This window comes from Halosegnis marinus (genome assembly GCF_029338355.1).
Taxonomy (GTDB): Archaea; Halobacteriota; Halobacteria; order Halobacteriales; family Haloarculaceae; genus Halosegnis; species Halosegnis marinus.
On the sequence record NZ_CP119802.1, the window covers coordinates 388,109 to 410,171 of the forward strand.

Consider the following 22,063-nt stretch of genomic DNA (forward strand, 5'->3'; position numbering starts at 1 on the left):
CGCGGCTGGGGAGGGTAGCTGTCGCAGAACCGCGTGTGAAGTCTCAGTCGGCGGCCGCGGAGACGGGCTCTTTGACCTCTGCGGTCATCTCCTCGGTGATGCCGTCGGCGAGCGCGAAGACCGCAGCCTTGTGGTCGGTCTTCGACTTGTGGATGGATGTCGGGCGAACGCCCAGAGAAACGTATTCGTCGTGTTCGACGTCGGTGTCCGCGAGTTCCTCGTAGTGTTCTCGTACCTCTGCGAGAAGCCCGTGAAGGTGAATCAGCTCCTGCTTTTTCATGGTCAACACCGGCTTACGCTCGGAGGGTTATATTATTATCCTGAGGAACGTTAACATACTACCCCGCGAGACGGCCCGATTCCGGCAATACGAGCCGTCTCGCCTCGTGACAGGTTCACACACTCCGTGGCGAACGCCTTTTCCGCGCGCCGTCCCGACGCCGGCGTATGAGCTACGACGAACACCTCGACCGGGCGATGTCGGAATCGGATTCGAGCGGCAGCGCGGGTCGCTTCTCCGTCCCCGACCCCGAACTGCGGGCCGACGGGAGCTTCACCGTGTTCGAGAACTTCGCGTCCGTCGCCGAGCGGCTCGGCCGCGCCCCCGACCACGTGATGCAGTACCTCCAGTCGGAGCTCGGCACGGCCGCGAGCCGCGACGACGCGGACCGCCTGCGGCTCACCGGCTCGTTCAAGCAGCGCCGGGTGGTCGCGGCCCTGGAGGAGTACGCCGACGGCTACGTGCTCTGTCCGGAGTGCGGCCTCCCGGACACGAAGCTCGTCGAGGAGGGGGAGTTCCGGCAGTGCGAGGCGTGCGGCGAGCGCACGCGCGTCGGCGCCTAGAAGGTCTTCAGGGTCTCCAGGTCCCGTTCCGTCCGCGCGAACTCGGAGAGCCGCCGGCTCGCGTGACAGTTGGGACAGTGGAACGTCCGGGCCGGTTCGGGGAGGTCGTTCGGCGACGCCTCCCAGTGCTTCCCGCATTCCGGACACAGCAGTCGGACGTACGTTTCGACCATGGCTCCGAGGTGCGGCGGGAGCGGGCAAAAAGGTTGGTGCGGAAGTCGGTCCCGGCGAGCCGGTCCCCACGCGAGCGGCTCAGGCGGTGACGACGCCTTCCGCTTCGAGCAGCTCCTTGTACCGGTTACGGATGGTGACCTCGGAGATGTTGGCGACCTCGCTCACGTCCGACTGGGTCACCTTCTCGTTGCACAGCAGCGCGGCGGCGTAGACGGCCGCGGCCGCGAGGCCGACTGGGGACTTCCCGGAGAGGAGACCGTCCTCGCGGGCCGCCTTGATCAGCTTGCGCGCGCGGTTCTCGGCCTCGTCGGAGAGGTCGAGGTCGGAGGCGAACCGCGGGATGTAGCTCTCGGGGTCGGCCGGCGCGACCTCCAGGTTGAGCTCGCGGACGACGTAGCGGTACGTCCGGGTCAGCTCCATCTTGTCGATGCGCGACACCGTGTGGACCTCGTCGAGGCTCCGGGGGACGCCGGCCTGTCGCGCGGCGGCGTACACCGCCGCGGTGGCGACGCCCTCGATGGAGCGCCCGGGCAGGAGGTTCTCGTTGAGCGCACGGCGGTAGATGACGGAGGCCGTCTCGCGGACGTTCTCCGGCAGGCCGAGCGCGGAGCTCATGCGGTCGATCTCGCCGAGCGCCTGCTTGAGGTTGCGCTCCTTCGAGTCGCGGGTGCGGAACCGCTCGTTCCAGGTGCGGAGCCGCTGCATCTTCTGGCGCTGCCGCGAGGACAGCGACTTGCCGTAGGCGTCCTTGTCCTGCCAGCCGATGTTCGTCGAGAGCCCCTTGTCGTGCATCATCTTCGTGGTCGGGGCGCCGACGCGGGACTTGTTGTCGCGGTCGGCGGCGTCGAACGCGCGCCACTCCGGCCCGCGGTCGATGCTGTCCTCCTCGACGACGAGGCCGCACTCGCTGCAGACGGTCTCGCCGTGTTCGGTGTCGTTCTCGAGGCGGCCGCCGCACTCGGGGCAGACGTTCACGTCCTCGCTCTCGCTCTCGCGGGACTGTTCCGTCTCGGGTCGCTCGTGGGTTCGGATGTCTGTTTCGCTCATGGTGGGGACGGGATGCAACGGGCTACCGGGGGTCGGCTGGACGAAGAAAGCCGGCAGCGCGCTTGCTAACTCTCTGTAAGTGCGACAACTATTTAAACCTATCGCGGGCGTGCATCGCTCTAGCCCGCACAGACGGCGGTTTCGGCCGATTTTACACGGATGTGCATATCCCGGCTCGTCGTCATCGGCTGTGATGAACAATAATAAAGGTTCCTTCGGAAACGCCCGCCTACTCCTCGACGATGAACCCGGCGGCCACCTCCCGGACCTCGCTCATCGACATCGGCTCGTCGACGCCGTCCGGGAACGGCGACCCCTCGTTGAGTTCGTTGAGGAAGGCGGCGTGGCGCGCCTCGACGCTGTGGATGCCGATGGCCGCGGAGAACACCGCGTCGGCCGACACCGTCGGCGCGGCACCCTTGTACGCCGCGACCCCCGTGTTCTCCAGGGCCCGCGCGACCCCGAGGAACTCGCTCGGCGTCTCGTACCCGAAGTCGTAGGTCGCCTCCTCGACGGGCGTGCCGCCGAGGTCCTGGACCGTCGCCGTGATGGCGTCCACGTGCGCCCGCTCGTGGGCGCCCACCGTCCGTAGGTGGTCGGGGACGGCCTCGCGCACCGAGGCGTCGAGGGAGGCCAACACGTCGGCGTTCGCCACCTCCTCGTCGGTGAAGCCGGCGAGGCCGTCGCGGTAGAAGGCGTTCTCCAGGTGTTCGAGCGTCAGCGCGTAGTTCAGGACGTCCACGTCGCTCGTGTCGTTGTCGGCCTTGCGCGCCTGCTCGGGGCGGTCCTCGCCCGTCTCGTAGGCGCTCGGGTCCACCTCCGACGTGACGAACTCCCCGGCGACCTCCAGCACCTCGCTCACGGACTGCGCCTCGTCCACCGCGTTCGGGTACGGCGAGGCGTCGTTCACGAGGTTCAGGAAGGCGGCGTGGCGCGCCTCCACGCTGTGAATGCCCGCCGCGGCGGCGAGCACGTCGTTGTTCACGACCTTCGGGGCGGCCCCCGCGTAGGCCGCGACCCCCGTGTTCTCCAGCGCGCGGGCCACGGCGAGGAACTCGCTCGGCGTCTCGTAGCCGAACTCGTACTCCCCCTCCTCGATGGGCGTGCCGCCGAGGTCCTCGACCGTCGCGGCGATAGCGTCCACGTGCGCCTGCTCGTGGGCACCGACTGTCCGCAGGTACTCGGGCACCTCGCGGCGGACCCGGTCGCCGAACCGGGAGAGCGTCTCCGCGCCGGCGATCTCGTCGTCGGAGAACTCCGCGAGCCCTTCCCGGTAGAAGGCGTTCTCCAGGTGTTCGAGCGTCAGCGCGTAGTTCAGGACGGGCACGTCGGGGGCGGCCATCGACGCCATGCCCTCCTCCGTCGGGGTGGCCGTCGCGTCCGTCCCGTCCGACCCGTTCATGCCGCTCATCCCCTCGGTGGGCGTGCCGTCGCCGCTCGAACAGCCGGCCAGTCCCGTCGCGCCGAGCGCCGCCGCCGCGGCGATGAACCGTCGTCGGCTCGTGTCGTCGGATGTCATTCCACTCGGTCGAACCGCGAACGGACGTATAGCCATACGCCGAGTTCCGGCCGGCGTGGGGCCCGCTCCCGGGCCGGATGTGCCCCGAGGCTCACCCAAATCGGGGGCCGAGCCGCCGCTCCGGAAGCGAGAGAAGAGAAGTGCGCGCGGCTATCGGGTCGGCGACCGGGTCAGTCCCACGTGACCCACGTCAGGAACGCGAGGCCGCCGAACTGCGCCACCCGGAGCGCCGCCATCGCGAGCTGTGCCGGCGGGGGCACCTGCTGGGCGTTCGATATCCACCCGCTCAACTGCGGGTCGACGAGGAAGAAATACGCGGCCATCCCGTTCTCGCCGAGGAGGAACAGCGCGAACAGCAGGAGACCGAGCGTGTGTTTCGACCGCATGTCGGCGTAGTTCCGGCCCCAGACGTACGCGAGCCCCGTCAGCAGTACGAGGTTCGCGAGGGTGAGTACCTGGAACAGCGTCACGAGCGCGGTCATCTACGGCCCCTTCCCCCCTCTCCCGGATATACCCTTTCCCAAATCCGGCCGGAGTCGTCCGTCGGTCATACCTCCTCCATGATGGTCTCGATGGTGTCCCAGTGGGTGCGCGCGGCGTCCGTGACGAGGTACACCGCCCCGTAGTCGTCGCCCGAGTCGCGCACGATGTTGTTGTCCGCGAGCACGTCGAGGTGGTGGCGGACCGTCTTGTAGTCCAGGTCGAGGGCCTCCGCCAGCCTGTTGGCGTTGCGCGGCCGCTCGTCGAGCGCCCGGAGGATGCGAACGCGGTTCTTCCCCCCGCGCGTCCCCGTGAGTACGTACCAGAGGGACGCCTCCATTACCCGGGTATCTCACCCCGCCACCGTAAGCACACCGACGGACGCCGCGTCGGTCAGGCGGCGTCGCGGCGGTAGGTGACGGCGCTGTAGAGGATTATCCCGAGCGTCGTCACGCCGAACACCGCGGCGTCGATTGACCAGCCCTGTTCGAGCCCGTACAGCGCGTACGTCGCCGCGCCGAGCACGAACGCGATTGCCCCGTGTTTCCACCGCAGCTGGACGGCTCGAACGACCGGGTTCGTGTCCGCGCCGAACTCCGAGCTTCCCGTGGTACTGTTGGACATACCGGGCCCTTCGCGGCCGGGGACGTAACTGTTGGGGACAGCCTCAAGGTCGCCCCCGTCGTCCGGTTCGCCATGACGTGGGCGAGCCGTCTGCTCTCGGTGTACCCGTCCCGGCCGGCCCCGGAGCCGGCGCTCGACAGCGTCGGCTCGCGAGCCGTGCTCGCGGACCGGGTCGCCGCGGCCGCGTTCGACCTGCTCGCCTGTCTCGTCGTCGTGGAGGCGCCGCTGTTGTGGATGGCCGACACCCTCACCGCGGGCGCGGTCGGCGACTCGCCGCTGTTCCTCCCGGTCGCGCTCGCCGCGGCCGCGCCGCTCGTCGTCACCTACTCGTTCGCCTTCGAGTGGCGGTACGCCCGCACCCCGGGGAAGGTGTGGCGCCGGCTGGTCGTCGTGGACGACGACGGCGACCCCTGCTCGCTGCGCGCGAGCGCGGTCCGGAACCTCCTGCGGTACGTGGACTACCTCGGCGTCCCGCCGGTCGTCGTGGGCACGCTCGCGGCGCTCACGGGCGGCGGAAAGCGCGTCGGAGACAGGGCCGCGGGGACGGTCGTGGCGCGGTCGCGTTAGGCCTTCGGCGTCCCCTTGCGGTTCTCGCGGACCGAGGTCGAGGAGCCGACCTGCTCGCCCGTCTCCGCGTCGAACACCATCACGTGCTCGGGGTCGAGCGCCAGCCCGTAGGTGTTCTTCCCGCCCACGAAGTCCGGGTGGGTGACGACCGTTATCTCGCCGAACGGCGTGTCGAAGAAGCTGTGCGTCGAGTCGCCGAGCGGCTCGTCGAGCAGGTGCTCGCCCTGGATGCCGTCGCCGCCCTCCGTCACCTCGATGTACTGCGGACGGATGCCGATACGCACCGACCGCCCGACGTAGGGGTCGAGCTCGCCGGTCGGTCGCGACAGCTCGTACTGGTGGTCGCCGACCGCGACCGTGACGCGACCCCCGTCGGCGGCGACGACCTCGCCGTCGAAGAACTGCGCGGTCGGCTGGCCGATGAAGCCGGCGACGAACTCCGAGGCGGGGTCGTCGTACACCTCCTTCGGCGGGCCGACCTGTTCGAGTTCGCCGTCGTTCATCACCGCGACGCGGTCGGAGAGCGTCATCGCCTCCTCCTGGTCGTGGGTGACGTAGAGGACGGGACAGCCGATGCGTTCGGTGACCTGCTCGACGATGGGTCGGAGCTCGCGCTTCAGCTTCGCGTCGAGGTCGCTCATCGGCTCGTCGAACAGGAAGACGGTCGGGTCGCGCACGAGCGAGCGGCCGAGCGCGACGCGCTGCTGCTGACCGCCCGAGAGGCTCGCGGGCGACTTGTCCAGCTGGTCGGTTATCTGGAGCAGCTCCGCGGCCTCGTCGACCTTGGCGTACCGCTGCTCCTTCGACTCGCCGGCGATCTTCAGCCCGTAGGCCATGTTGTCCCGGACCGTCATGTGCGGGTACAGCGCGATGTCCTGGAACAGCAGGGCGATGTCGCGCTGCTGGGGCGGCAGGTCCGTCACGTCACGGTTGCCGAACGTGATGGTACCGCCCGTCGGGGTGTCGAGCCCGGAAACGCACCGGAGCGTCGTCGTCTTGCCACAGCCGGAGGGACCGACGAGGGTGACGAACTCCCCGTCGGCGATGGTGAGGTCGATACCGTCCACGGCGACGACGGCGTCGCTGCCGTCGCCGAACACGCGGCTTACGTTGTCGAGGGTGACTGTCATAGTGAACGTATCTGGAAGCCTTTCAGCAGGTAGCTCTGTAGGAAGTACGCGAACAGCAGCGGCGGAATCGTCGTGAGCATCGACGCGGCCATCGCGTCGCCCCACGGCGCGCCGTACCCCTGATTGATGAGCCGGAAGATGCCGGGCGCGAACGTCGTCGCCTGGTTGTCCGGCAGCAGGATGTCCGCGAAGGTGAAGTCGTTCCACGCCAGCGCGAACGCGAACAGCGCCGACGCGATGATGGCCGGCTGGGTCTGCGGAACGATGACGTCGCGGAACCCCTCCCACCGGCTCGCGCCGGCGACCCACGCCGACTCCTCCATCGCCTCCGGGATGGTCTGGATGTACTTCCACATCAGCCACACGGAGAACGGCATGGAGATAGCCGTCAGCGTGATGATGAGCCCGACCCGCGTGTTGAGCAGGCCGATCCGCGAGTAGATGAGGTACAGCGGCAGCCCCAGCACGATGGGGCTGAACATGTACCCGAACAGCAGGAACCGCGCGAAGTTCTCCTTGTGGCCGAACTCGACGCGCGCCAGCCCGTAGCCGGCGATGAGCGAGACGACGACCACGAGGACGATGGTCCCGAGCGTGACGATGGCGCTGTTGAACAGGTACAGCGCCACCTCGCCGGTGAGCACCGTTCCCCAGTGCTCCAGCGAGAAGTACTCGAAGGGGAGCCACGTGATCTGTGACCGCCCCTCGACCGTCTTCAGCGACGACTGGAGCATCCAGTAGACGGGGAACATGATCAGCACGAAGAACAGCGCCGCGCTGACCGACAACAGCCCCTGGTAGAGCCGGTCCGCCGTGCGGAAGTCGAGCCCGAACACGCCGCGGATGTCGTCGTGGTCCGTGTCGGTGCTCATGTGTCCACCTCGTCGCTGGGGTTGAACACCTGGAAGTACGCGATGCCCCCGACCACGAGGAACAGGAACATCACGACCGCCATCGCGTTGGCGAGTCCGAAGTTCTGTGCGTTGTACGCCTCGCGGTAGGCGAGCACCGGCAGGGTCGTCGTCGCGTAGCCGGGGCCGCCCTCGGTGAGCGTCCAGATGAGGTCGAACTTGTTGAACATGAAGATGGAGCGGAGCAGGACCGCGACGAGGATGACGCCCTGTATCCGGGGGAGCGTCACGTCGCGGAACATCTCCCACTTGTTCGCGCCGCACACCTTCGCGGCCTCGTAGAACCGCTGCGGAATCGAGCGGAGCTGTGCGAGCGTGAAGATGGTGATGAACACCGAGAACTTCCACGTCCCCACGAGGACGACGATGGGCATCGCGAGGTCGTTCTGGCCGAGCGCGAACTCGGTCGGCTCCCAGATGCCGAGCCACTCGGAGCCGATCATGTGGAGGACGCCGTACTGCGTGTTGAGCATGAACAGCGTCATCAGCGTCACCACGATGGTCGGGATGAGGTACGCCGTGAACACGACCGCCGTGATGATCTTCTGACCGCGCCGGATGCGGTTGAGCGTCATCGCCATCCACAGGCCGACGACGAGCTGGAGCACCGTCGAGCCGACCATGAAGATGACGCCGCGGCCGAGCGAGCCCCAGAAGCGGTCGACCTCGAACACGCGCCCGTAGTTCTCCAGGCCGATCCACGTCCAGTTGGGGTTGAGCAGCGGTATCTCGTGGAGCGAGGCGTACACCGCGAAGCCGACCGGGATGATGGAGACGACGAGGTACAACAGGATGACGGGCAGCACGGAGCCGATGCCCAGAAGCGTCTCCGAGTCCACCGGCAGCCGGTCGAGCGACAGCCCGGGTGCCCGGTCCCCCTCGACCGTCTCGCCCGCCACTCAGACCACCTCCGCGGTCGGATAGCCCCGGTTCATCGCCCGAGCAGGTCCCGTGCCTCTTCGACGATCTCGTTCGCGCGCTCGCGACCGTACTCGAACGCCTCCTGCGGCGTCGCCGTGTCCGTCACGACGCGGTTGACCATCTCCGCCTGGTGGAAGAAGCGGTAGTAGTAGACGCCGACCGGGCTGTTGGTGAGCGTCCCGGGGGTGTCGTTGTTGCCGTACCGCTCGGGGAGGATCTCGTTCGCGACGGTGTCGAGGTCCTCCAGCAGGTTCGGGTACTCCTGGAACAGCGGGTAGTTCCGGAACGCGTCGGAGTCGATGATGTTCTCGTAGGCGGGCAGGAACCGCGTCGGCTCCGTCTCGTACATGTTGGCGGCGCGCTGCTGGTCGCCGGCGTACAGGTACTCCAGCATCGCCTTCCCGCCCTGGACGTTCGCGTTGGAGAACACGTGGTGGCCGTCCATCGTCGGGTTCGCCAGTTCGGAGTCCTCGACGCCGATGCCGCCCTCCTCCCACAGCGGCATCGCGGCGACGCCGGTGTTCTCGGCGATGGCCCCGACGCCGGCGGCCGCGGCGACGCCGCCGGGCCACTGGTTCAGGTTGTACTGCTGGGCGAACTGGCCGCTTGCCCAGTTGCGCAGCGAGGTCCCCCAACCGATGCCGGTCGGGTCCGCGGAGTACTGCGACAGCTCGTTGAAGTACTCCAGCAGCGTGACGATCTCCTCCTCGTACTGGTCGTACAGCACCTCGACCTCGGCGGTCGAGAGGTCGTCCGCGTCGGGGTTCACGAAGCCGAGCTCCGAGGCCCCCATGTTCGCGAGGAACGTCTGGAACTCGTCGTGGGCCTTGCCGGTCTTCTGGCCCGCGAGCCCGTAGCCGCGGATGTCCATGTCGGACTCGTCGATGATACGGGCGTTCTCCAGCAGCTCCTGGAACGAGGAGGGCACCTCCAGCCCGAGTTCGTCGTACACGTCCGTCCGGTAGACGAACGTCCCGACGTACGCGCCGTGGGGGAGCTCCCAGTAGTCCTCGCCCTCGTGGTACGGCGAGGAGACGAGTTCGCCGCTGGTCTCCTCGGCGGCCGAAACCACGTCGCCGACGTTGGCGAGGCCGCCGTTCGCGTACACGTCGCCGATCTGTTCGAACGTCGAGGAGTTCAGCTCCGGCGGGTCGCCCGACTGGATGAGGTTCGCGAGCCGACTCTCCTGGCCGCCCGAGAAGGAGGAGTACTCCATCCGGACGGAGTAGTTCGTCGAGTCCTCGAAGCCGGGGACGAGGGTGTCCTCCCACTTCGCCTGCCACGCCTCGTTGTTGTAGTCGGTGAGGAAGTGGACCTCGCCACCGGGGGTCTGCGTGCCGCCGCCGCCTCCGCCGCCTCCGCCGCCTCCGCCGCCGTCGTTGTTGTTGTCGCCGCCCGAGCAGCCGGCGAGGCCGGCGACGCCCATCGCGCCGGCGGCAGCCAGCGCCTGTCGCCTGCTGAGCGACCAGTCGTCGTCCACGTCGTTCGGGACCGCGTCCGAGTCATTATCTACCATGGTCGTCCAGTCATGATTATTCGACATTAATAAATCTATGGAGTATTGTTCGTGAAACGGCAGTTCTTCCTTACCAACGTAAACCCCAGATAGAATCCCGGCTACCGATGGTTCGTAGAAACCCGGGGTCAGTTTATACCGTGAAGAGATGTCCGTCGGTCGGCACGTCGAACAGGCCGATTCGCGCGCCCGCGTCCAGCCACGCGTGCCCGTACGAGAACGCGGCCAGCGCGTTCACGGGGTCGTCGTGCTCGCGGAAGTGCCGGCCGTCGTCGAGATACGAGCGGGCCATCTCCTCGCACTCCGCGGCGGCCTCGCCGAGCGGCGAGTCCGGCGGCGGCGCGACCGTCGCTGCCTCCAGCGCCTCGGCGAGCAGGTCGCCGTAGCGGTCCGTCTTCTCCTCCAGGTCGGCCGGCATGGGCGCGCTTGTCCGCCCCGCCGCTTCACGGTTCCGGCGCGCGGTCGGTCGTCTCCCCCGCCCGGGGGCGCAAGCTAATTAGGCGCCGACCGGCTACCCGTGGCTATGACGGAGGACGCCGAACACCGACGGCTCATCGTGGCCGGCTCGGGCATCGCCGGGCTGAGCGCGGCCATCTACGCCGCGCGCTCGAACAACGACCCGCTCGTCCTGGAGGGGGTCGAGCCGGGCGGACAGCTCACCCTGACGACCGACGTGGCGAACTACCCCGGCTTCCCGGAGGGCATCTCCGGGCCGCAGCTCGTGAACGACATGAAGGAGCAGGCGACGCAGTTCGGCGCCGAGATAGACCACGGCGTCGTCGTCGACGTCGACAGAGCCGAGCGAAGCTCGGCAGGCAGTCGGGGCGGAAGCCCCGACGACGACTCCGAACGGCCGTTCCGCGTCGAGCTCCGCGACGGCACCGTGTACACCTGCGACGCCTTCATCGCCGCCTCGGGGGCCAGCGCCCGCACCCTCGGCGTCCCCGGCGAGGACGAACTGATGGGCTACGGCCTCTCGACGTGTGCGACCTGCGACGGCGCGTTCTTCCGCGACGAGGAGATGCTCGTCGTCGGCGGGGGCGACGCGGCGATGGAGGAGGCCAGCTTCCTCACGAAGTTCGCCTCCACCGTCCACATCGTCCACCGGCGCGAGGAGTTCCGCGCCGAGGACTACTGGATCGACCGCGTGAACGAGCAGGTCGAGGAGGGGAAGATAGAGATCCACCGCAACACCGAGCTGCTGGAGATACACGGCTCGCAGGCCGAGGGCGTGGACCACGTCACCCTCGCGGAGCACCCCGAGGGCCACCCCTCCGAGAAGCTCGACGACCCCGACACCCGCACCTACGACTTCGACGTGGGCGCGGTGTTCCTCGCCATCGGCCACACGCCGAACACCGACTACCTCGAAGGGACGGGCGTCCGGACGGACGACGAGGGCTACCTCATCACGAAGGGCGGCCGCGGCGGCGGTCAGACGCGGACGGACGTGGAGGGGCTGTTCGGGGCCGGCGACGTGGTGGACTTCCACTACCAGCAGGCCGTGACGGCCGGCGGGATGGGCGCGAAGGCGGCCATCGACGCCGACGAGTACCTGGAGGACGTGAGCCGCGCCGAGCGCGCGGAGGCGGAAGCCGCGGCGGACGACTAGCGGGCGGACGAGCGGAGCGAGTCCGCCGAACGAGCGAACGGGGAGCGAAGCGACCCGTGAGCGGGCGAACGGGGAGCGAAGCGACCCGTGAGCGGGCGAACGTACGAACCGATGACACGCACACCGTGACCGACGACGACCGGAACCGACGCCTCCAGGCCCTGCTGTTCCTCCCGGTCGTCGTCGCCGCGGCGTGGACGGTGTACGCGAGCTACGACCCCGGCGAGGTGCGCTCGGGGACCGTTCTGCCAGCGTTCCTCCTGATGGCGGTCGGCTACGTCGTCACGGCGCGGCTGGCGGCGCGATTCGGATAGACCGAAACCCGAAAACGCGCGTCGGCCGAACCGGGCGTATGCACGAGGGAGCCATCCCGGTCACCGACCTGTCGGGCGGGTTCGACATGCAGGCGACCGTCGAGTCCGGGCAGACGTACCTCTGGGACCGGGCGGACGGCCGGATGTTCGAGGACGAGCACGCGTGGGGGAGCGACGCGTGGTACCACACCGTCCTGCCGGCGACGTTCACCCCCTCGGGCGAATCCGAGGTCGTCCGTGCGCGCCAGCACGACGGCGCGATAGAGTGGGAGGCCTCGACCCCGAACGCGCCGGAGCTGCTCACCCACCTCCTGCGGCTGGACGACGACCTCGACGCCATCGTGGACGCGTGCCCCGACCTCCCGATGCTGGCGCGCGCGTTCGACGCCTACCGCGGGATGCGACTGGTGCGCGACCCGGCGTTTCCCTGCCTGATCTCGTTCATCTGCTCGGCACAGATGCGCGTCGAGCGCATCCACGGGATGCAGACGCGGCTGGCGCGCGAGTACGGCGACCCCGTCGAGTTCGACGGCGACACCTACCACGCGTTCCCGACGCCCGGCCGGCTTGCCGCGGCGACGGAGGCCGACCTGCGCGACCTCTCGCTCGGCTACCGCGCGCCGTACGTGCAGCGGACGGCCGAGATGGTCGCCTCGGGCGAGGCCGACCCCGAGGCCGCGCTCGACATGGCGTACGAGGACGCCCGCGAGTACCTGACGCGGTTCGTCGGCGTCGGCGAGAAGGTGGCCGACTGCGTTCTCCTCTTCTCGCTCGACTTCCTCGAAGCCGTCCCGCTGGACACGTGGATACGCACCGCCATCGCCGACTACTACCCCGACTGCGAGCGCGGGAACTACACGGAGACCTCGCGGGCCATCCGCGAGCGGTTCGGCGGCGAGTACGCCGGCTACGCACAGACGTACGTCTTCTTCTACCTCCGCACCGGCGGGGAGTAGGCGTCGGCTTCCGGCAGGTATATCTGAGCGTTCTCTCAATCGGAGGTATGCCGACAGCCGCGCTCGCCGACGCGCTCGCGCTCGCCGTCGTCGCCTTCGCGGGCGGCGCCTTCGGGGCGGCGCTCGGCGCGCTCCCCTCGTTCACCTTCTGTGGCTTCCTCGTCGTCGCCGGCGAGACGTACAAGCTCGCCGGGCGAAACATCGCCGACGGCGCCGTCGAGAGCGTCGGGTTCGTCGACGCGCTCGCCTTCGGGCCGCTGTTCGGCCCCCACGTCGCCTTCGGCGGCGGCGCGGCCGCCGCGGCGTACCTCGCGACGCGCGACGAGATGCCCGTCGAGGGGTTCGCCTACGCCCCGGCGAAGCGAGTCACGACCGGCCTCGGCACCCGACCGGACGCGCTCGCCGTCGGCGGGGCGTTCGGCGTCCTCGGCCACCTCGTTGCCACGGGCTCGGCGGCGCTGTCGCTCCCCTACGACCCGGTGGCGATGGGCGTCGTCGTCTCGGCGCTGGCCCACCGCGCCGTCTTCGGTTACGCGCTCGTCGGAGCGCGCGACGGGCTGTTCGACATGAATCGACCGGGTGCGGAACCGTGGCTCCCGTACATGACCCGCTGGCCGAACGTCGTCGCCGTGGGCCTCGCCGGCGGCGCGCTCGGCGGCTACGTCGCCCACCGCACCGGGAGCGTCTTCCTCGCGTTCGGCCTCTCGGTCGCGATCCTCGTCTTCGTCAACGCCGGCGTCGCCCGGATTCCCGTCACCCACCACATCACGCTCCCCGCGAGTACCGCGGTCCTGGCGGCGATTCCGGGCCCGCTCTCGTCGCTGTCGCCGGCCGATATCGCCGCGACGATGCCGCTGTGGGAGGCGGTCGCGCTCGGGGCCGTGTTCGGCCTGCTCGGGGCCGTGTTCGGCGAACTCTCCCAGCGCGTCCTCTACGCGCACGCGGACACCCACCTCGACCCGCCGGCCGCGAGCATCGTCGTCACCTCCTTCGTCGTCGCGATGCTCGCGCTGGCCGGCGTCCTTCCCGGGTCGGTGTGGGTCCCGGTCCCCTGAGCGACAGAACTAATTGAGTAGCTCTTCAATCGTTTTTATGGCTGTTTCAACGGACCGGCTCGAACGGCTCGTCGCTGACGGGGCGAGCTGCTGCGGCTCGACCGTCGAGGAGTGCGAGACCCGGCTGTCGGCCGTCGCCGAGGCGGCGACCCGCGACACCGACGGCGACGTGGCCGCGCTCTCCGCGCTGGCGAACGAGACCCGCTACGGGCTGGTACGGCTGCTCCACGCGGCCGAGGGGGAGCTGTGCGTCTGTGAGCTGGACGCCGTCACCGACGTGAGCGACTCCGCCGTGAGCCACGCGCTCAGACAGCTCCGCGAGGCCGGGCTCGTGGAGGCGCGCAAGGAGGGCCGCTGGAAGTACTACCGGACGACCGACCGGGCGACGGCGCTCCTCGTGGCGCTGGAGGGGACGCGATGAGGCTCGCCTTCGTCTGCGTCCAGAACGCCGGGCGCTCACAGATGGCGACGGCGTTCGCGGAGCGCGAGCGCGAGGCCCGCGGCCTCGACTGGGAGATACTGACCGGGGGGACGTTCCCGGCCGACGAGGTCCACGCCGAGGTGGTCGCGTCGATGCGCGACGTCGGCGTCGACCTCGCCGACCGGACGCCCCGCGAGATAGACGAGGACGAACTCGCCGACTGTGACTACGTGGCGACGATGGGCTGTTCGACCCTCACGCTGCCCGACGGCGTCGAGGCGCGCGACTGGGCGCTCGACGACCCCGACGGGCAGTCCCCCGAGGCGGTGGCGCGCATCCGCGACGACATACGCGACCGGGTCGCGGCGCTGTTCGACGAGGCCGAGCGCGCGGCCTGACCTTCTTGCCGCGCGACGCCGTCGGTGGGGGCATGAGCGACGACCGCGTCCGCGCACACGTCCTCGTCTCGGGGCGGGTACAGGGCGTCTACTACCGCGCGAACACCCGCGACGCGGCCCGCGAGCGCGGGGTCGCGGGGTGGGTCCGCAACCTCGACGACGGGCGCGTGGAGGCCGTCTTCGAGGGACCGCGCGCCGACGTGGAGGCGACGGTCGAGTGGTGTCACACCGGGAGTCCCGCCGCCCGGGTCGAGGACGTGACCGCCGAGTACGGCGACCCCGAGGGGCTCGACGGGTTCGAGATACGCCGGTAGCGCCGCAAAGCCCATACCGACGGCCGCGGGAGTCCGGGTATGAGCGAGTCCTCCGAGTCACGCGAGCGCGGTCCCGACGAGGTGTTCTGCCGCAACTGCGGGAGCGTCATCGCCGCCGAGGCGGAGATATGCCCGGACTGTGGCGTCCGCCAGCGCGACCCGCCCTCCTCGGGCGTGGACCGCGCCGTCGAGGACCTGACCGGGGGCGGCAACCCCTTCGTCGCCGCCCTGCTGTCGGCCGTCTTCCCCGGCCTCGGACAGCTGTACAACCGCGAGCTGGAGAAGGGGCTGCTGGTCATCGTCGCCTCCTTCCTCGCGGGGCTGTCGGTGCTGGTGTTCGTCGGCCTCCTGCTGTTCCCGCTGGTGTGGATATACGCCGTCTGGGACGCCTACACCGTCGCGGACCGGCAGTCCCGCGAGCGCGAGGAATCCGAGGACTGACCTTTTAGCCGCCGGCCCGCGAACCGACCGGCATGATAACCGCCGGCGAGATGGCCGTGGTGGACGCCAACAGCGAGGCGCTCGGCGTCCCCCGCAAACAGCTGATGGAGTCGAGCGGCAACGCCGTCGCCCGCGCCGCCCGCGGGATGACGAGTCCCGGGGACGCCGTCGCGCTCGTCTGCGGGCGGGGGAACAACGGCGGCGACGCGCTCGTCGCCGCGCGCTTCCTGCGCGACCGCGAGGTGACCGTCCACCTGCTCGGCCGCCCGGAAACCATCGCGACCGACATCGCCCGCGAGAACTGGGACGCGCTCGCGGGGACGGAACTCGACGCGCGGGTCGTCCGCGATTCGGCCGAGTTCGCGCTCGGCGACCCGGACCTCGTCGTGGACGCGATGCTCGGGACGGGCGTGACGGGCGCGCTCCGCGAGCCCGAGGCCACCGCGGCCGCGGCCGTCAACGACTGCGACGCGACCGTCCTCTCCGTGGACGTGCCCTCCGGCGTCGACTCCGACACCGGGGAAGCGGCGGGCGGGGCAGTCACCGCAGACGCCGTCGTTACCTTCCACGACGAGAAGCCCGGCCTCGCGGCGCTCGACGCCGACGTGACCGTCGCGGACATCGGCATCCCGGAGGCCGCGGAGACGTTCGTCGGCCCCGGCGACCTGCTCCGGCTCTCGCGCGCGAGCGACTCGCACAAGGGCGACCACGGGGAGGTGCTCGTCGTCGGCGGCGGCCCCTACACGGGTGCCCCGGCGCTCGCGGCACAGGCCGCCCTGCGGGCGGGCGCGGACCTCGTCCGGGTCGCCGCGCCCGAATCGGTCGCCCGCGAGATACAGGGGTACAGCGAGGACCTCATCGTCCGGGGGTTCGAGGGCGACCGCCTCGCCCCCAAGCACGTCGAGGACCTGCTCGCGCGCGCCGAGGGACAGGACGTCGTCGTGTTCGGGCCGGGCCTCGGGAGCGCCGGGGAGACGCTCGATGCCGTCGCCGACTTCCTCGGCGCGTACGAGGGCACCGCGGTCGTGGACGCCGACGCCCTGCAAGTCGTTCCCGAGGTCGAGACGGACGCGACGCTCGTGTGTACGCCCCATCAGGGCGAACTCCGGAAGATGGGCGGCGAGACGGCCGACGACCCCGCGGAACGCGCCGCGCTCGTGGAGTCGTTCGCCGCGGAGGTGGGCCACACGCTGCTCGTGAAGGGGGCACAGGACGTGATATCCGACGGCGAGCGCACCCGGCGCAATCGAACCGGAAACCCCGGGATGACCGTGGGGGGGACGGGCGACGTGCTGGCGGGCGCGACGGGCGCGCTCGCGTGCGTCCTCGACCCGCCCGAGGCCGCGGCCGTGGCGGCGTGGGCGAACGGCACCGCCGGGGACCGCGTCGCGGAACGACAGGGGAACGGCCTCACGGCGACGGACCTCGTCGCCGAGCTGCCGGGGGCGCTCCGGCGCGGGTGACGCGCGTGGCAATATTTGTCACGAGTCGTCGTGAGTAACACGGCTTAAATAAGCGGCCTCCGAGCGGGGGACATGGCCGAGGACGCGCTGGGCAACATGCTCGCCCAGATGGAGAACGCGGAGCCGTACGCCGACGTGGACGCCGGCGTCTTCGAGCGACTCAAGCACCCCGAGCGGACGCTGAAGGTGACTCTGCCCGTCGAGCGCGACGACGGGAGCGTGGACGTGTTCGAGGGGTTCCGCTGCCAGTTCGACTCCGCGCGCGGCCCGTTCAAGGGCGGCATCCGCTACCACCCGACCGTCTCGCAGGACGAGGTGACGGCGCTCGCGGGGTGGATGACGTGGAAGACGGCGCTCGTCGACCTCCCCTACGGCGGCGCGAAGGGCGGCGTCGTCTGCGACCCGACGACCATGTCCGACCGCGAGGTGGAGAAGTTGACGCGGCGCTACACCGAGGGCGTCCGCCGGATGATCGGTCCGGATATGGACGTGCCCGCGCCGGACATCAACACCGGCGGCCGCGAGATGGCGTGGATAATGGACACCTACTCGATGTACGGCGGCTACGTCATCCCGGACGTGGTGACGGGCAAGCCCATCGAGGTCGGCGGCACCGCGGGCCGCGTCGAGGCGACGGGCCGCGGCGTCGCCATCACCACGCGGCGCACCTTCGACTACCTCGACCGCGACCTCGACGGCGCGACCGTCGCCGTCCAGGGGTTCGGCAACGTCGGCTCCGTCACCGCGCGCCTGCTCTCCTCGATGGGCGCGAACGTCGTCGCCGTCTCGGACGTCTCGGGCGCGCTCCACGACGAGTCGGGGCTGGACGTGATGGCTATCGAGCGCCACGTCGCGGAGAAGGGCGTGATGGCGGGCTACGCCGACACCGACGACGGCTACGACCACGCCGACGCGATATCGAACGACGACCTCCTCCGGCTGGACGTGGACGCGCTGATTCCCGCGGCCATCGAGAACGTCATCACCGAGGACGTGGCCGAGGAGCTCCGCGCCGACGTGGTCGTGGAGGCCGCGAACGGTCCCACCACGGTCGCCGCGGACGTTGTCCTCCGCGAGCGCGACGTGCAGGTCGTCCCCGACATCCTCGCCAACGCCGGCGGCGTCATCGTCTCGTACCTCGAATGGGTCCAGAACTCCCAGCAGTACTCGTGGGACCTCGAACAGGTGAACGACGACCTGGAGACGCGGCTGGCGCGCGCCTTCGACGAGATGCTCGACGCCTACACCGCCCGCGAGACGCCGGACCTGCGGACCGCGGCCTACGTGGTCGCGCTCGAACGGGTGGGCAAGGCCCACGAGATGCGCGGGCTCTTCCCCTGAACCTTTTTACACGCTCGCAGCCGCGAAGCGGCTGCTCGCGGCAAAAACGTTCATGAAAAAGACACGTCGCCCCTCCCGTCGCGCCCTGCGGGCGCGGTGGTCGGGGCTCGGTCCCGCGGCTCCCTCCGGTCGCCACGGGGAACCGCTCGGTCGCGTCGCTCCCTCGCGGACGCTGTAAAGCACTGCCGAAGGGACGACCCCCGACCCTACGAGTACTCCCGCCAGCGGTGCCCGCACTCGGTACACTTGAAGAAGCGCGTCGGGGGCTCGTCGGCGCTCCCGGTCTGTTTGATGGTGTACCACGCCTTCCGGGTGCCGCACTCGTCGCACTTCACGTCCTCGGCCGTGGGTTTCCCCTCGAAGTTCGCGTCCTCCGTCGTCTCTATCACGTCGCTGTCGTCCTGCGCCTCGGTAGAGGTGTACTGCTCCGCGAGGTCGGTGTCCTTCGCGACGGTCGCACCGCACGACGAACAGACCATCTCCTCGCCGTCCGCGTGCATCATCGAGCCGCACTCGTCGCAGAACTGCATGGTCGCACTCGCGTCCGCGCGGACAAAAGACCGGCTACTCGCCGCTCGCTGCTCGTTGCCCGTTACTCGTTGGGCGCGCCGACGCCGCGGTCGGCGACGACCGGGCAGTTCGACACGCGGAAGTGCGTCACGTCGGTGAGTTCGTGGATGGTCGTGCCGGGGTTCTCACACGCGACGTCCGGCGGGTCCGTGAAGTACTGACACCGCTCGCAGTAGCTCCGTTTCGGGACGACGACGCCCTCCGCGGCGCGTTCGATTTCGGGGTCGCTCTCCACGTCGAGGTCCGTCGCCTCGGTCGTGTCCTCGTCGCCGCCGAGCGTCTCGAACACGTCGTCGTCGAGCGCCGCGAGGTCCGCGTCCATCTCGACGAAGGGGTCGTCGTCGCCGGCGTCGGGAAGGGAGTCGAACGGGTCGTCCGGGTCCGCGGGCGTGCCGGGGCTCCCGGAGCCGTACGGCTCCGTCTCGATGGATACCTCCGGCGCGTCGTCGTCGACCTCGTCGACGGCCGACTCGACGTCGTCCGGCGTGTCCTCGCGGTCGGTCACTGCCCCTCCTCCCCGACGAGCGAGGGGGTCGAGAAGAAGCCGCTGCGGCCGGTCACGTCGTGGAACGCCGCGTCGCAGTGGGGACACGTCGCCTCGGAGAGCAGGCCGATATCGACCGACTCGCCGCAGGCGGCGCAGTTCGCCTCGCGGAAGCCGCGGGTGACGGCGACCCGCCGGAGCTCCTCCAGCCGGGCGTCGTCGCCGTCGTCGTCGCCCGCGGCGCGCTGGATGCGGACGACCGCGGCGGCGACCTGCCGGACGCGGCCCTGCACGCGCTCGACGGCCTCGCCGTTCCCCTCCACCTCGGTTTCGAGCCCCTCCACATCGGCCTGGAGGTCCGAGAGGGTGGTTGCGAGCCCGGCGATCTCGTCCTCCAGCGCGTCGAGCCGGTCGAGTTCGGCGTGGCCGTGGTCGGCGGGCGCCTTCCGGTCCGTCTCCTTCTTGACCTGGATGACGCGGTCGCGCACGTCGTCGACCTTCTCGTCGAGGTCCGACTCCAACGCATCGACGCGCGCGGCGAGCTCGTCGACGCCGCCGACCTCCTCGTCCGCCGCCAGCGCGAGCCGCGCCGCTTCGAGCAGGCGCTGGAGCAGTTGTTCGCGGCCGAGCCCCTGTTCCGTCGCCTGCTCCGACAGCCACGCGTCGAGGTCGGGCGGCAGGTCCACGGACAGCGGCTCCCCCTCCGACTGTTCGGTGGCCATTATGCACTACTTACCGACGGAGATTCTATAAACGTTGGCCCCAGGGCGCTCAGCGTATCTTCCGCACGTCGCTGATGTCGAAGCCGGCCTCGCCGATCTCCGTCTCGAACTGGACGATGTCCTCGTCCTCTATCTGCGAGAGGACGCCGCGGAACTCCCGGACGACGAGCGTCCGGGCGCGCGTCGAGCCGCCCGACTCCCACTCGAACAGGAAGGTGCCGTCGCACGCGTCGATGAGCTGGCCGTGGCGCTCGTCCGTCAGCGTCTCGTGGTTCAACAGCACGAGCAGCAGCCCGCCCCACTCGTGGGCGGCGCGCGCCATCCCCTTCAGGAGCTTCGGGATGTCCGACCACGCGAGGTCCTCGCCCGAGGCGCTGATGAGGTCGGTGAGCGAGTCGATGACGACGAGGCTGTCGGCGGCGTGCGCCGAGAGCACGTCGCCGAGGGCCTCGGGAACGCTGGTGCGGTCCTCCTGGCCCCCGAGGTCGGCGATGGTCGTCGTCCGCGCGGAGTACCAGTCGCGCGGCACCGGCGAGATGCGGAAGTACTCCGGCGAGAGGTCGTGAAAGGTCATCGCGTCGGCGACGGCGTCGGCCATCTCCTCGTCCATCACGAGCTCTATCTCGCGGCGCAGTCGCTCCCCCTCGGCGGTGAAGGAGACGTAGTGGACGTCCGGGGCGGTGGCCGCGCCCTCCGGCACGGCGCCGTAGTAGAGGTCAAACAGGTCAGGCTCGGCGTCCGCGAGCGCGTTCATCACCGCGGACGTGTACATGAACTCCCGCGCGCCGGCACCCGCCTCGCCCGAGAGCAGGACGAGGCTCCCCGGCGGGGCACCACCGTCGATGGTCGTGTCCAGCCGCCGGATGCCGAACGGGATTCGCTCCATACGCTCCCGTGTGCCGCACCGGACTTAAAACACACCCGGCGGCGGACTCACTCGACTCGCGCGCCCGCCGACGCCAGCGGGACGACCCGGACCTCCCCGCCCACGCCGGCGACGTCAAGGGCGGCCTCCCCCGCCTCGCGCGCAGCACCGGCGCGGTCGGCGCTCGTCAGCCCGTACACGGCCGGGCCCCACGACGACTGCCCGACGCCGACGACGCCCGGTTCGCCCCCGAGCGCCTCCACGAGTTCGCCCGCCGGCGGCCGATAGACGCCGCCCTGCGCGTCCGCGTACCACGCGCCGTTGAGCCGGCCGAACTCCCCGACCGCCCGCCCGAACGCGTCGAGGTCGCCCGTCGCCGCCGCGGGGAGCAGCCGTCGCGCGAGGATGCCCGCCGCCTCGTCGGCGACGGTCGGGTCGGCCCGCTCCACGACCGCGCGCATCGACGCGTCCTCCTGCTCGCCGGAGCGCCCGGTCGGAGCCTCGGGGAGAACGAGCAGCGCGCGCCACTCCTCGGGCAGGTCGTGGCGCGCGGTCACCGGCGGCACCGTCCACTCGCCGTCCGCGGGCGCGGCCGTCGTGAACCGCTCCGTCGGGTGGCCGGCGTCCACGACGAAGCCGCCGCCCTCGAACGTCGCCACGCCCACGCCCGAGCGACCACCGCGACCGAGCGCCGGGGCGCGCTCGCGGACCCGCGGCGCCCGGTCGTAGGCCCCGGCTACCGCCGCGAGCGTCGCGAGCGCGACCTGTGTCCCCGACCCGAGGCCGACGTGGCGCGGCAGGGTCTCCTCGACCGCGATTCGCGCCCCGGGCACGTCCAGCAGGTCGCAGACCCGCGACGCGTAGTCGGCGACGAGCGGGTCGTCGCAGACGACGGCGTCGGCTCGCTCGGCGTCGAGCGTCACCCGCGGCGCCGCGAGGCCGACCCCGACCCCGCCGTAGAGGCGCTCGCGCGCCAGCGAGAGGTTCAGGAAGCCGACGTGGAGCCGGCCCCCCGCGGAGACGCGTGTCATTACGTCCCCTTCCTCCCGTGCCCGGTTCGGGGTTTCGACCCCGGTAAGACGTGGCGTCGTTCCTCGTCCGCAAGAACCACCCCGGGAACGCCCTGCTCGCGCGGTTCTATGAGAAACCGCCCCGCGGCCGCACCGCCCACGCGCCTCCCCAGCCGACTCGTTCGCGTCGCTCACTCCTCCACCGGAAGACTCGCTCCGCTCGCCTTCCGAGCGTTCGTTCGCGGCGCTCACGAACACCTCGAACGCTTACTGACTCGCGACGAGGGGCGAGTCAGCGCGCGCCACGGCCGACAGGGGCGGACTCGTCGCGAGCACCGCGAGCGTGCGAGTCGAGGGGAAGGGTT

The 22,063-nt window shown here is 70.2% G+C and carries 29 protein-coding genes; 12 read left to right on the top strand and 17 right to left on the bottom strand.

The features are described 5' to 3' along the window. Positions 1-43 precede the first annotated feature (43 nt). Positions 44-280 carry a UPF0058 family protein gene (locus tag P2T37_RS02245; protein WP_276235125.1) on the bottom strand — a complete coding sequence of 79 codons (237 nt, stop codon included), beginning with the start codon at positions 278-280 and terminating at the stop codon, positions 44-46. Between the two features lie 167 nt (positions 281-447). On the opposite strand from P2T37_RS02245, the gene P2T37_RS02250 reads away from it, so the two are divergent. Then, a complete protein-coding gene (locus P2T37_RS02250; RefSeq protein ID WP_276235126.1) occupies positions 448-843 on the top strand; it encodes a translation initiation factor IF-2 subunit beta in 396 nt (131 codons plus the stop codon). On the opposite strand, the gene P2T37_RS02255 is transcribed toward P2T37_RS02250, so the two are convergent. The 6 genes from P2T37_RS02255 to P2T37_RS02280 form a co-directional block, all read right to left on the bottom strand. Then, a complete protein-coding gene (locus P2T37_RS02255) occupies positions 840-1,016 on the bottom strand; it encodes a DUF7836 family putative zinc-binding protein (RefSeq protein ID WP_276235127.1) in 177 nt (58 codons plus the stop codon). The two genes, P2T37_RS02250 and P2T37_RS02255, sit on opposite strands and share 4 nt — an antisense overlap. Before the next feature lie 79 nt (positions 1,017-1,095). Further along, positions 1,096-2,064: a transcription initiation factor IIB gene (locus tag P2T37_RS02260; protein ID WP_276235128.1), complete on the bottom strand. Its 969-nt coding sequence runs from the start codon at positions 2,062-2,064 to the stop codon at positions 1,096-1,098. Positions 2,065-2,293: 229 nt separating this feature from the next. Beyond that, positions 2,294-3,583, bottom strand: coding sequence for a ferritin-like domain-containing protein (locus P2T37_RS02265; protein ID WP_276235129.1), 1,290 nt, complete (start codon positions 3,581-3,583; stop codon positions 2,294-2,296). A gap of 170 nt (positions 3,584-3,753) precedes the next feature. Next, complete coding sequence (locus tag P2T37_RS02270; RefSeq protein ID WP_276235130.1) at positions 3,754-4,065, bottom strand: DUF8036 family membrane protein; 312 nt, start codon at positions 4,063-4,065, stop codon at positions 3,754-3,756. 65 nt (positions 4,066-4,130) lie between these two features. Next, positions 4,131-4,403, bottom strand: coding sequence for a winged helix-turn-helix domain-containing protein (locus P2T37_RS02275; RefSeq protein ID WP_276235131.1), 273 nt, complete (start codon positions 4,401-4,403; stop codon positions 4,131-4,133). 53 nt (positions 4,404-4,456) lie between these two features. Then, positions 4,457-4,687: a hypothetical protein gene (locus P2T37_RS02280; RefSeq protein WP_276235132.1), complete on the bottom strand. Its 231-nt coding sequence runs from the start codon at positions 4,685-4,687 to the stop codon at positions 4,457-4,459. Positions 4,688-4,759: 72 nt separating this feature from the next. Here P2T37_RS02280 and P2T37_RS02285 point away from each other — a divergent pair, with 72 nt between their 5' ends. Then, a complete protein-coding gene (locus tag P2T37_RS02285; protein ID WP_276235133.1) occupies positions 4,760-5,254 on the top strand; it encodes an RDD family protein in 495 nt (164 codons plus the stop codon). Here P2T37_RS02285 and P2T37_RS02290 read toward each other — a convergent pair. The 5 genes from P2T37_RS02290 to P2T37_RS02310 all read right to left on the bottom strand — a co-directional run bounded on the left by P2T37_RS02290 (position 5,251) and on the right by P2T37_RS02310 (position 10,150). Continuing rightward, positions 5,251-6,384, bottom strand: coding sequence for an ABC transporter ATP-binding protein (locus P2T37_RS02290; protein ID WP_276235134.1), 1,134 nt, complete (start codon positions 6,382-6,384; stop codon positions 5,251-5,253). The genes P2T37_RS02285 and P2T37_RS02290 overlap by 4 nt on opposite strands. Continuing rightward, positions 6,381-7,256 carry a carbohydrate ABC transporter permease gene (locus tag P2T37_RS02295; protein WP_276235135.1) on the bottom strand — a complete coding sequence of 292 codons (876 nt, stop codon included), beginning with the start codon at positions 7,254-7,256 and terminating at the stop codon, positions 6,381-6,383. The genes P2T37_RS02290 and P2T37_RS02295 overlap by 4 nt, the downstream gene beginning before the upstream one ends. Continuing rightward, on the bottom strand, positions 7,253-8,194 hold the full coding sequence (locus tag P2T37_RS02300) for a carbohydrate ABC transporter permease (RefSeq protein ID WP_276235136.1): 942 nt from the start codon (positions 8,192-8,194) through the stop codon (positions 7,253-7,255). Before P2T37_RS02300 ends, P2T37_RS02295 begins: the two co-directional genes overlap by 4 nt. Positions 8,195-8,226: 32 nt before the next feature. Then, on the bottom strand, positions 8,227-9,732 hold the full coding sequence (locus tag P2T37_RS02305; RefSeq protein WP_276235137.1) for an ABC transporter substrate-binding protein: 1,506 nt from the start codon (positions 9,730-9,732) through the stop codon (positions 8,227-8,229). Between the two features lie 133 nt (positions 9,733-9,865). Then, positions 9,866-10,150, bottom strand: a complete 285-nt coding sequence (locus P2T37_RS02310) for a DUF357 domain-containing protein (RefSeq protein ID WP_276235138.1) — start codon at positions 10,148-10,150, stop codon at positions 9,866-9,868. Between the two features lie 105 nt (positions 10,151-10,255). Between P2T37_RS02310 and P2T37_RS02315 the strand changes: the two genes are divergently transcribed. The 10 genes from P2T37_RS02315 (at position 10,256) to P2T37_RS02360 (ending at position 18,047) form a co-directional block, all read left to right on the top strand. Then, the gene (locus tag P2T37_RS02315; RefSeq protein WP_276235139.1) at positions 10,256-11,344 is read left to right on the top strand and encodes an NAD(P)/FAD-dependent oxidoreductase; all 1,089 of its coding nucleotides are present in this window, start codon (positions 10,256-10,258) and stop codon (positions 11,342-11,344) included. Positions 11,345-11,400: 56 nt separating this feature from the next. Then, positions 11,401-11,658, top strand: coding sequence for a hypothetical protein (locus P2T37_RS02320; protein ID WP_276235140.1), 258 nt, complete (start codon positions 11,401-11,403; stop codon positions 11,656-11,658). A gap of 38 nt (positions 11,659-11,696) precedes the next feature. Next, on the top strand, positions 11,697-12,614 hold the full coding sequence (locus P2T37_RS02325) for a DNA-3-methyladenine glycosylase family protein (protein WP_276235141.1): 918 nt from the start codon (positions 11,697-11,699) through the stop codon (positions 12,612-12,614). A 47-nt stretch (positions 12,615-12,661) separates the two neighbouring features. Beyond that, positions 12,662-13,669, top strand: coding sequence for a DUF7973 family transport facilitator (locus P2T37_RS02330; RefSeq protein ID WP_276235142.1), 1,008 nt, complete (start codon positions 12,662-12,664; stop codon positions 13,667-13,669). Between the two features lie 37 nt (positions 13,670-13,706). Then, positions 13,707-14,090: an ArsR/SmtB family transcription factor gene (locus tag P2T37_RS02335; RefSeq protein WP_276235143.1), complete on the top strand. Its 384-nt coding sequence runs from the start codon at positions 13,707-13,709 to the stop codon at positions 14,088-14,090. After that, a complete protein-coding gene (locus P2T37_RS02340) occupies positions 14,087-14,488 on the top strand; it encodes an arsenate-mycothiol transferase ArsC (RefSeq protein WP_276235144.1) in 402 nt (133 codons plus the stop codon). The genes P2T37_RS02335 and P2T37_RS02340 overlap by 4 nt, the downstream gene beginning before the upstream one ends. A 32-nt stretch (positions 14,489-14,520) precedes the next feature. Further along, on the top strand, positions 14,521-14,802 hold the full coding sequence (locus tag P2T37_RS02345) for an acylphosphatase (protein ID WP_276235145.1): 282 nt from the start codon (positions 14,521-14,523) through the stop codon (positions 14,800-14,802). A gap of 39 nt (positions 14,803-14,841) precedes the next feature. After that, a complete protein-coding gene (locus P2T37_RS02350) occupies positions 14,842-15,243 on the top strand; it encodes a hypothetical protein (protein ID WP_276235146.1) in 402 nt (133 codons plus the stop codon). 32 nt (positions 15,244-15,275) lie between these two features. Next, positions 15,276-16,706 carry an NAD(P)H-hydrate dehydratase gene (locus P2T37_RS02355; protein WP_276235147.1) on the top strand — a complete coding sequence of 477 codons (1,431 nt, stop codon included), beginning with the start codon at positions 15,276-15,278 and terminating at the stop codon, positions 16,704-16,706. A 72-nt stretch (positions 16,707-16,778) separates the two neighbouring features. Then, entirely contained in the window at positions 16,779-18,047 is a 1,269-nt protein-coding gene (locus P2T37_RS02360; protein ID WP_276235148.1) for a Glu/Leu/Phe/Val family dehydrogenase, read from the top strand. Positions 18,048-18,253: 206 nt separating this feature from the next. Here the strand turns inward: P2T37_RS02360 and P2T37_RS02365 are convergent, their stop codons facing one another. The 5 genes from P2T37_RS02365 to P2T37_RS02385 all read right to left on the bottom strand — a co-directional run bounded on the left by P2T37_RS02365 (position 18,254) and on the right by P2T37_RS02385 (position 21,719). Continuing rightward, positions 18,254-18,577, bottom strand: a complete 324-nt coding sequence (locus tag P2T37_RS02365; protein WP_276235149.1) for a transcription factor S — start codon at positions 18,575-18,577, stop codon at positions 18,254-18,256. Positions 18,578-18,639: 62 nt separating this feature from the next. Beyond that, positions 18,640-19,122 carry a DUF8135 domain-containing protein gene (locus P2T37_RS02370; protein ID WP_276235150.1) on the bottom strand — a complete coding sequence of 161 codons (483 nt, stop codon included), beginning with the start codon at positions 19,120-19,122 and terminating at the stop codon, positions 18,640-18,642. Further along, entirely contained in the window at positions 19,119-19,823 is a 705-nt protein-coding gene (locus P2T37_RS02375; protein ID WP_276235151.1) for a hypothetical protein, read from the bottom strand. The genes P2T37_RS02370 and P2T37_RS02375 overlap by 4 nt, the downstream gene beginning before the upstream one ends. Positions 19,824-19,872: 49 nt before the next feature. After that, positions 19,873-20,709, bottom strand: coding sequence for an RAD55 family ATPase (locus P2T37_RS02380; protein ID WP_276235152.1), 837 nt, complete (start codon positions 20,707-20,709; stop codon positions 19,873-19,875). A gap of 47 nt (positions 20,710-20,756) precedes the next feature. Then, entirely contained in the window at positions 20,757-21,719 is a 963-nt protein-coding gene (locus P2T37_RS02385) for a beta-ribofuranosylaminobenzene 5'-phosphate synthase family protein (RefSeq protein ID WP_276235153.1), read from the bottom strand. Positions 21,720-22,063 lie beyond the last annotated feature (344 nt).

What these genes read in the sequence shown, in the direction of transcription:
- P2T37_RS02245 (WP_276235125.1), bottom strand. Translation starts at nt 280, where the DNA reads ATGAAAAAGCAGGAGCTGATTCACCTTCACGGGCTTCTCGCAGAGGTA.
- P2T37_RS02250 (WP_276235126.1), top strand. Translation starts at nt 448, where the DNA reads ATGAGCTACGACGAACACCTCGACCGGGCGATGTCGGAATCGGATTCG.
- P2T37_RS02255 (WP_276235127.1), bottom strand. Translation starts at nt 1,016, where the DNA reads ATGGTCGAAACGTACGTCCGACTGCTGTGTCCGGAATGCGGGAAGCAC.
- P2T37_RS02260 (WP_276235128.1), bottom strand. Translation starts at nt 2,064, where the DNA reads ATGAGCGAAACAGACATCCGAACCCACGAGCGACCCGAGACGGAACAG.
- P2T37_RS02265 (WP_276235129.1), bottom strand. Translation starts at nt 3,583, where the DNA reads ATGACATCCGACGACACGAGCCGACGACGGTTCATCGCCGCGGCGGCG.
- P2T37_RS02270 (WP_276235130.1), bottom strand. Translation starts at nt 4,065, where the DNA reads ATGACCGCGCTCGTGACGCTGTTCCAGGTACTCACCCTCGCGAACCTC.
- P2T37_RS02275 (WP_276235131.1), bottom strand. Translation starts at nt 4,403, where the DNA reads ATGGAGGCGTCCCTCTGGTACGTACTCACGGGGACGCGCGGGGGGAAG.
- P2T37_RS02280 (WP_276235132.1), bottom strand. Translation starts at nt 4,687, where the DNA reads ATGTCCAACAGTACCACGGGAAGCTCGGAGTTCGGCGCGGACACGAAC.
- P2T37_RS02285 (WP_276235133.1), top strand. Translation starts at nt 4,760, where the DNA reads ATGACGTGGGCGAGCCGTCTGCTCTCGGTGTACCCGTCCCGGCCGGCC.
- P2T37_RS02290 (WP_276235134.1), bottom strand. Translation starts at nt 6,384, where the DNA reads ATGACAGTCACCCTCGACAACGTAAGCCGCGTGTTCGGCGACGGCAGC.
- P2T37_RS02295 (WP_276235135.1), bottom strand. Translation starts at nt 7,256, where the DNA reads ATGAGCACCGACACGGACCACGACGACATCCGCGGCGTGTTCGGGCTC.
- P2T37_RS02305 (WP_276235137.1), bottom strand. Translation starts at nt 9,732, where the DNA reads ATGGTAGATAATGACTCGGACGCGGTCCCGAACGACGTGGACGACGAC.
- P2T37_RS02310 (WP_276235138.1), bottom strand. Translation starts at nt 10,150, where the DNA reads ATGCCGGCCGACCTGGAGGAGAAGACGGACCGCTACGGCGACCTGCTC.
- P2T37_RS02315 (WP_276235139.1), top strand. Translation starts at nt 10,256, where the DNA reads ATGACGGAGGACGCCGAACACCGACGGCTCATCGTGGCCGGCTCGGGC.
- P2T37_RS02325 (WP_276235141.1), top strand. Translation starts at nt 11,697, where the DNA reads ATGCACGAGGGAGCCATCCCGGTCACCGACCTGTCGGGCGGGTTCGAC.
- P2T37_RS02330 (WP_276235142.1), top strand. Translation starts at nt 12,662, where the DNA reads ATGCCGACAGCCGCGCTCGCCGACGCGCTCGCGCTCGCCGTCGTCGCC.
- P2T37_RS02335 (WP_276235143.1), top strand. Translation starts at nt 13,707, where the DNA reads ATGGCTGTTTCAACGGACCGGCTCGAACGGCTCGTCGCTGACGGGGCG.
- P2T37_RS02340 (WP_276235144.1), top strand. Translation starts at nt 14,087, where the DNA reads ATGAGGCTCGCCTTCGTCTGCGTCCAGAACGCCGGGCGCTCACAGATG.
- P2T37_RS02345 (WP_276235145.1), top strand. Translation starts at nt 14,521, where the DNA reads ATGAGCGACGACCGCGTCCGCGCACACGTCCTCGTCTCGGGGCGGGTA.
- P2T37_RS02350 (WP_276235146.1), top strand. Translation starts at nt 14,842, where the DNA reads ATGAGCGAGTCCTCCGAGTCACGCGAGCGCGGTCCCGACGAGGTGTTC.
- P2T37_RS02355 (WP_276235147.1), top strand. Translation starts at nt 15,276, where the DNA reads ATGATAACCGCCGGCGAGATGGCCGTGGTGGACGCCAACAGCGAGGCG.
- P2T37_RS02360 (WP_276235148.1), top strand. Translation starts at nt 16,779, where the DNA reads ATGGCCGAGGACGCGCTGGGCAACATGCTCGCCCAGATGGAGAACGCG.
- P2T37_RS02365 (WP_276235149.1), bottom strand. Translation starts at nt 18,577, where the DNA reads ATGCAGTTCTGCGACGAGTGCGGCTCGATGATGCACGCGGACGGCGAG.
- P2T37_RS02375 (WP_276235151.1), bottom strand. Translation starts at nt 19,823, where the DNA reads ATGGCCACCGAACAGTCGGAGGGGGAGCCGCTGTCCGTGGACCTGCCG.
- P2T37_RS02380 (WP_276235152.1), bottom strand. Translation starts at nt 20,709, where the DNA reads ATGGAGCGAATCCCGTTCGGCATCCGGCGGCTGGACACGACCATCGAC.
- P2T37_RS02385 (WP_276235153.1), bottom strand. Translation starts at nt 21,719, where the DNA reads ATGACACGCGTCTCCGCGGGGGGCCGGCTCCACGTCGGCTTCCTGAAC.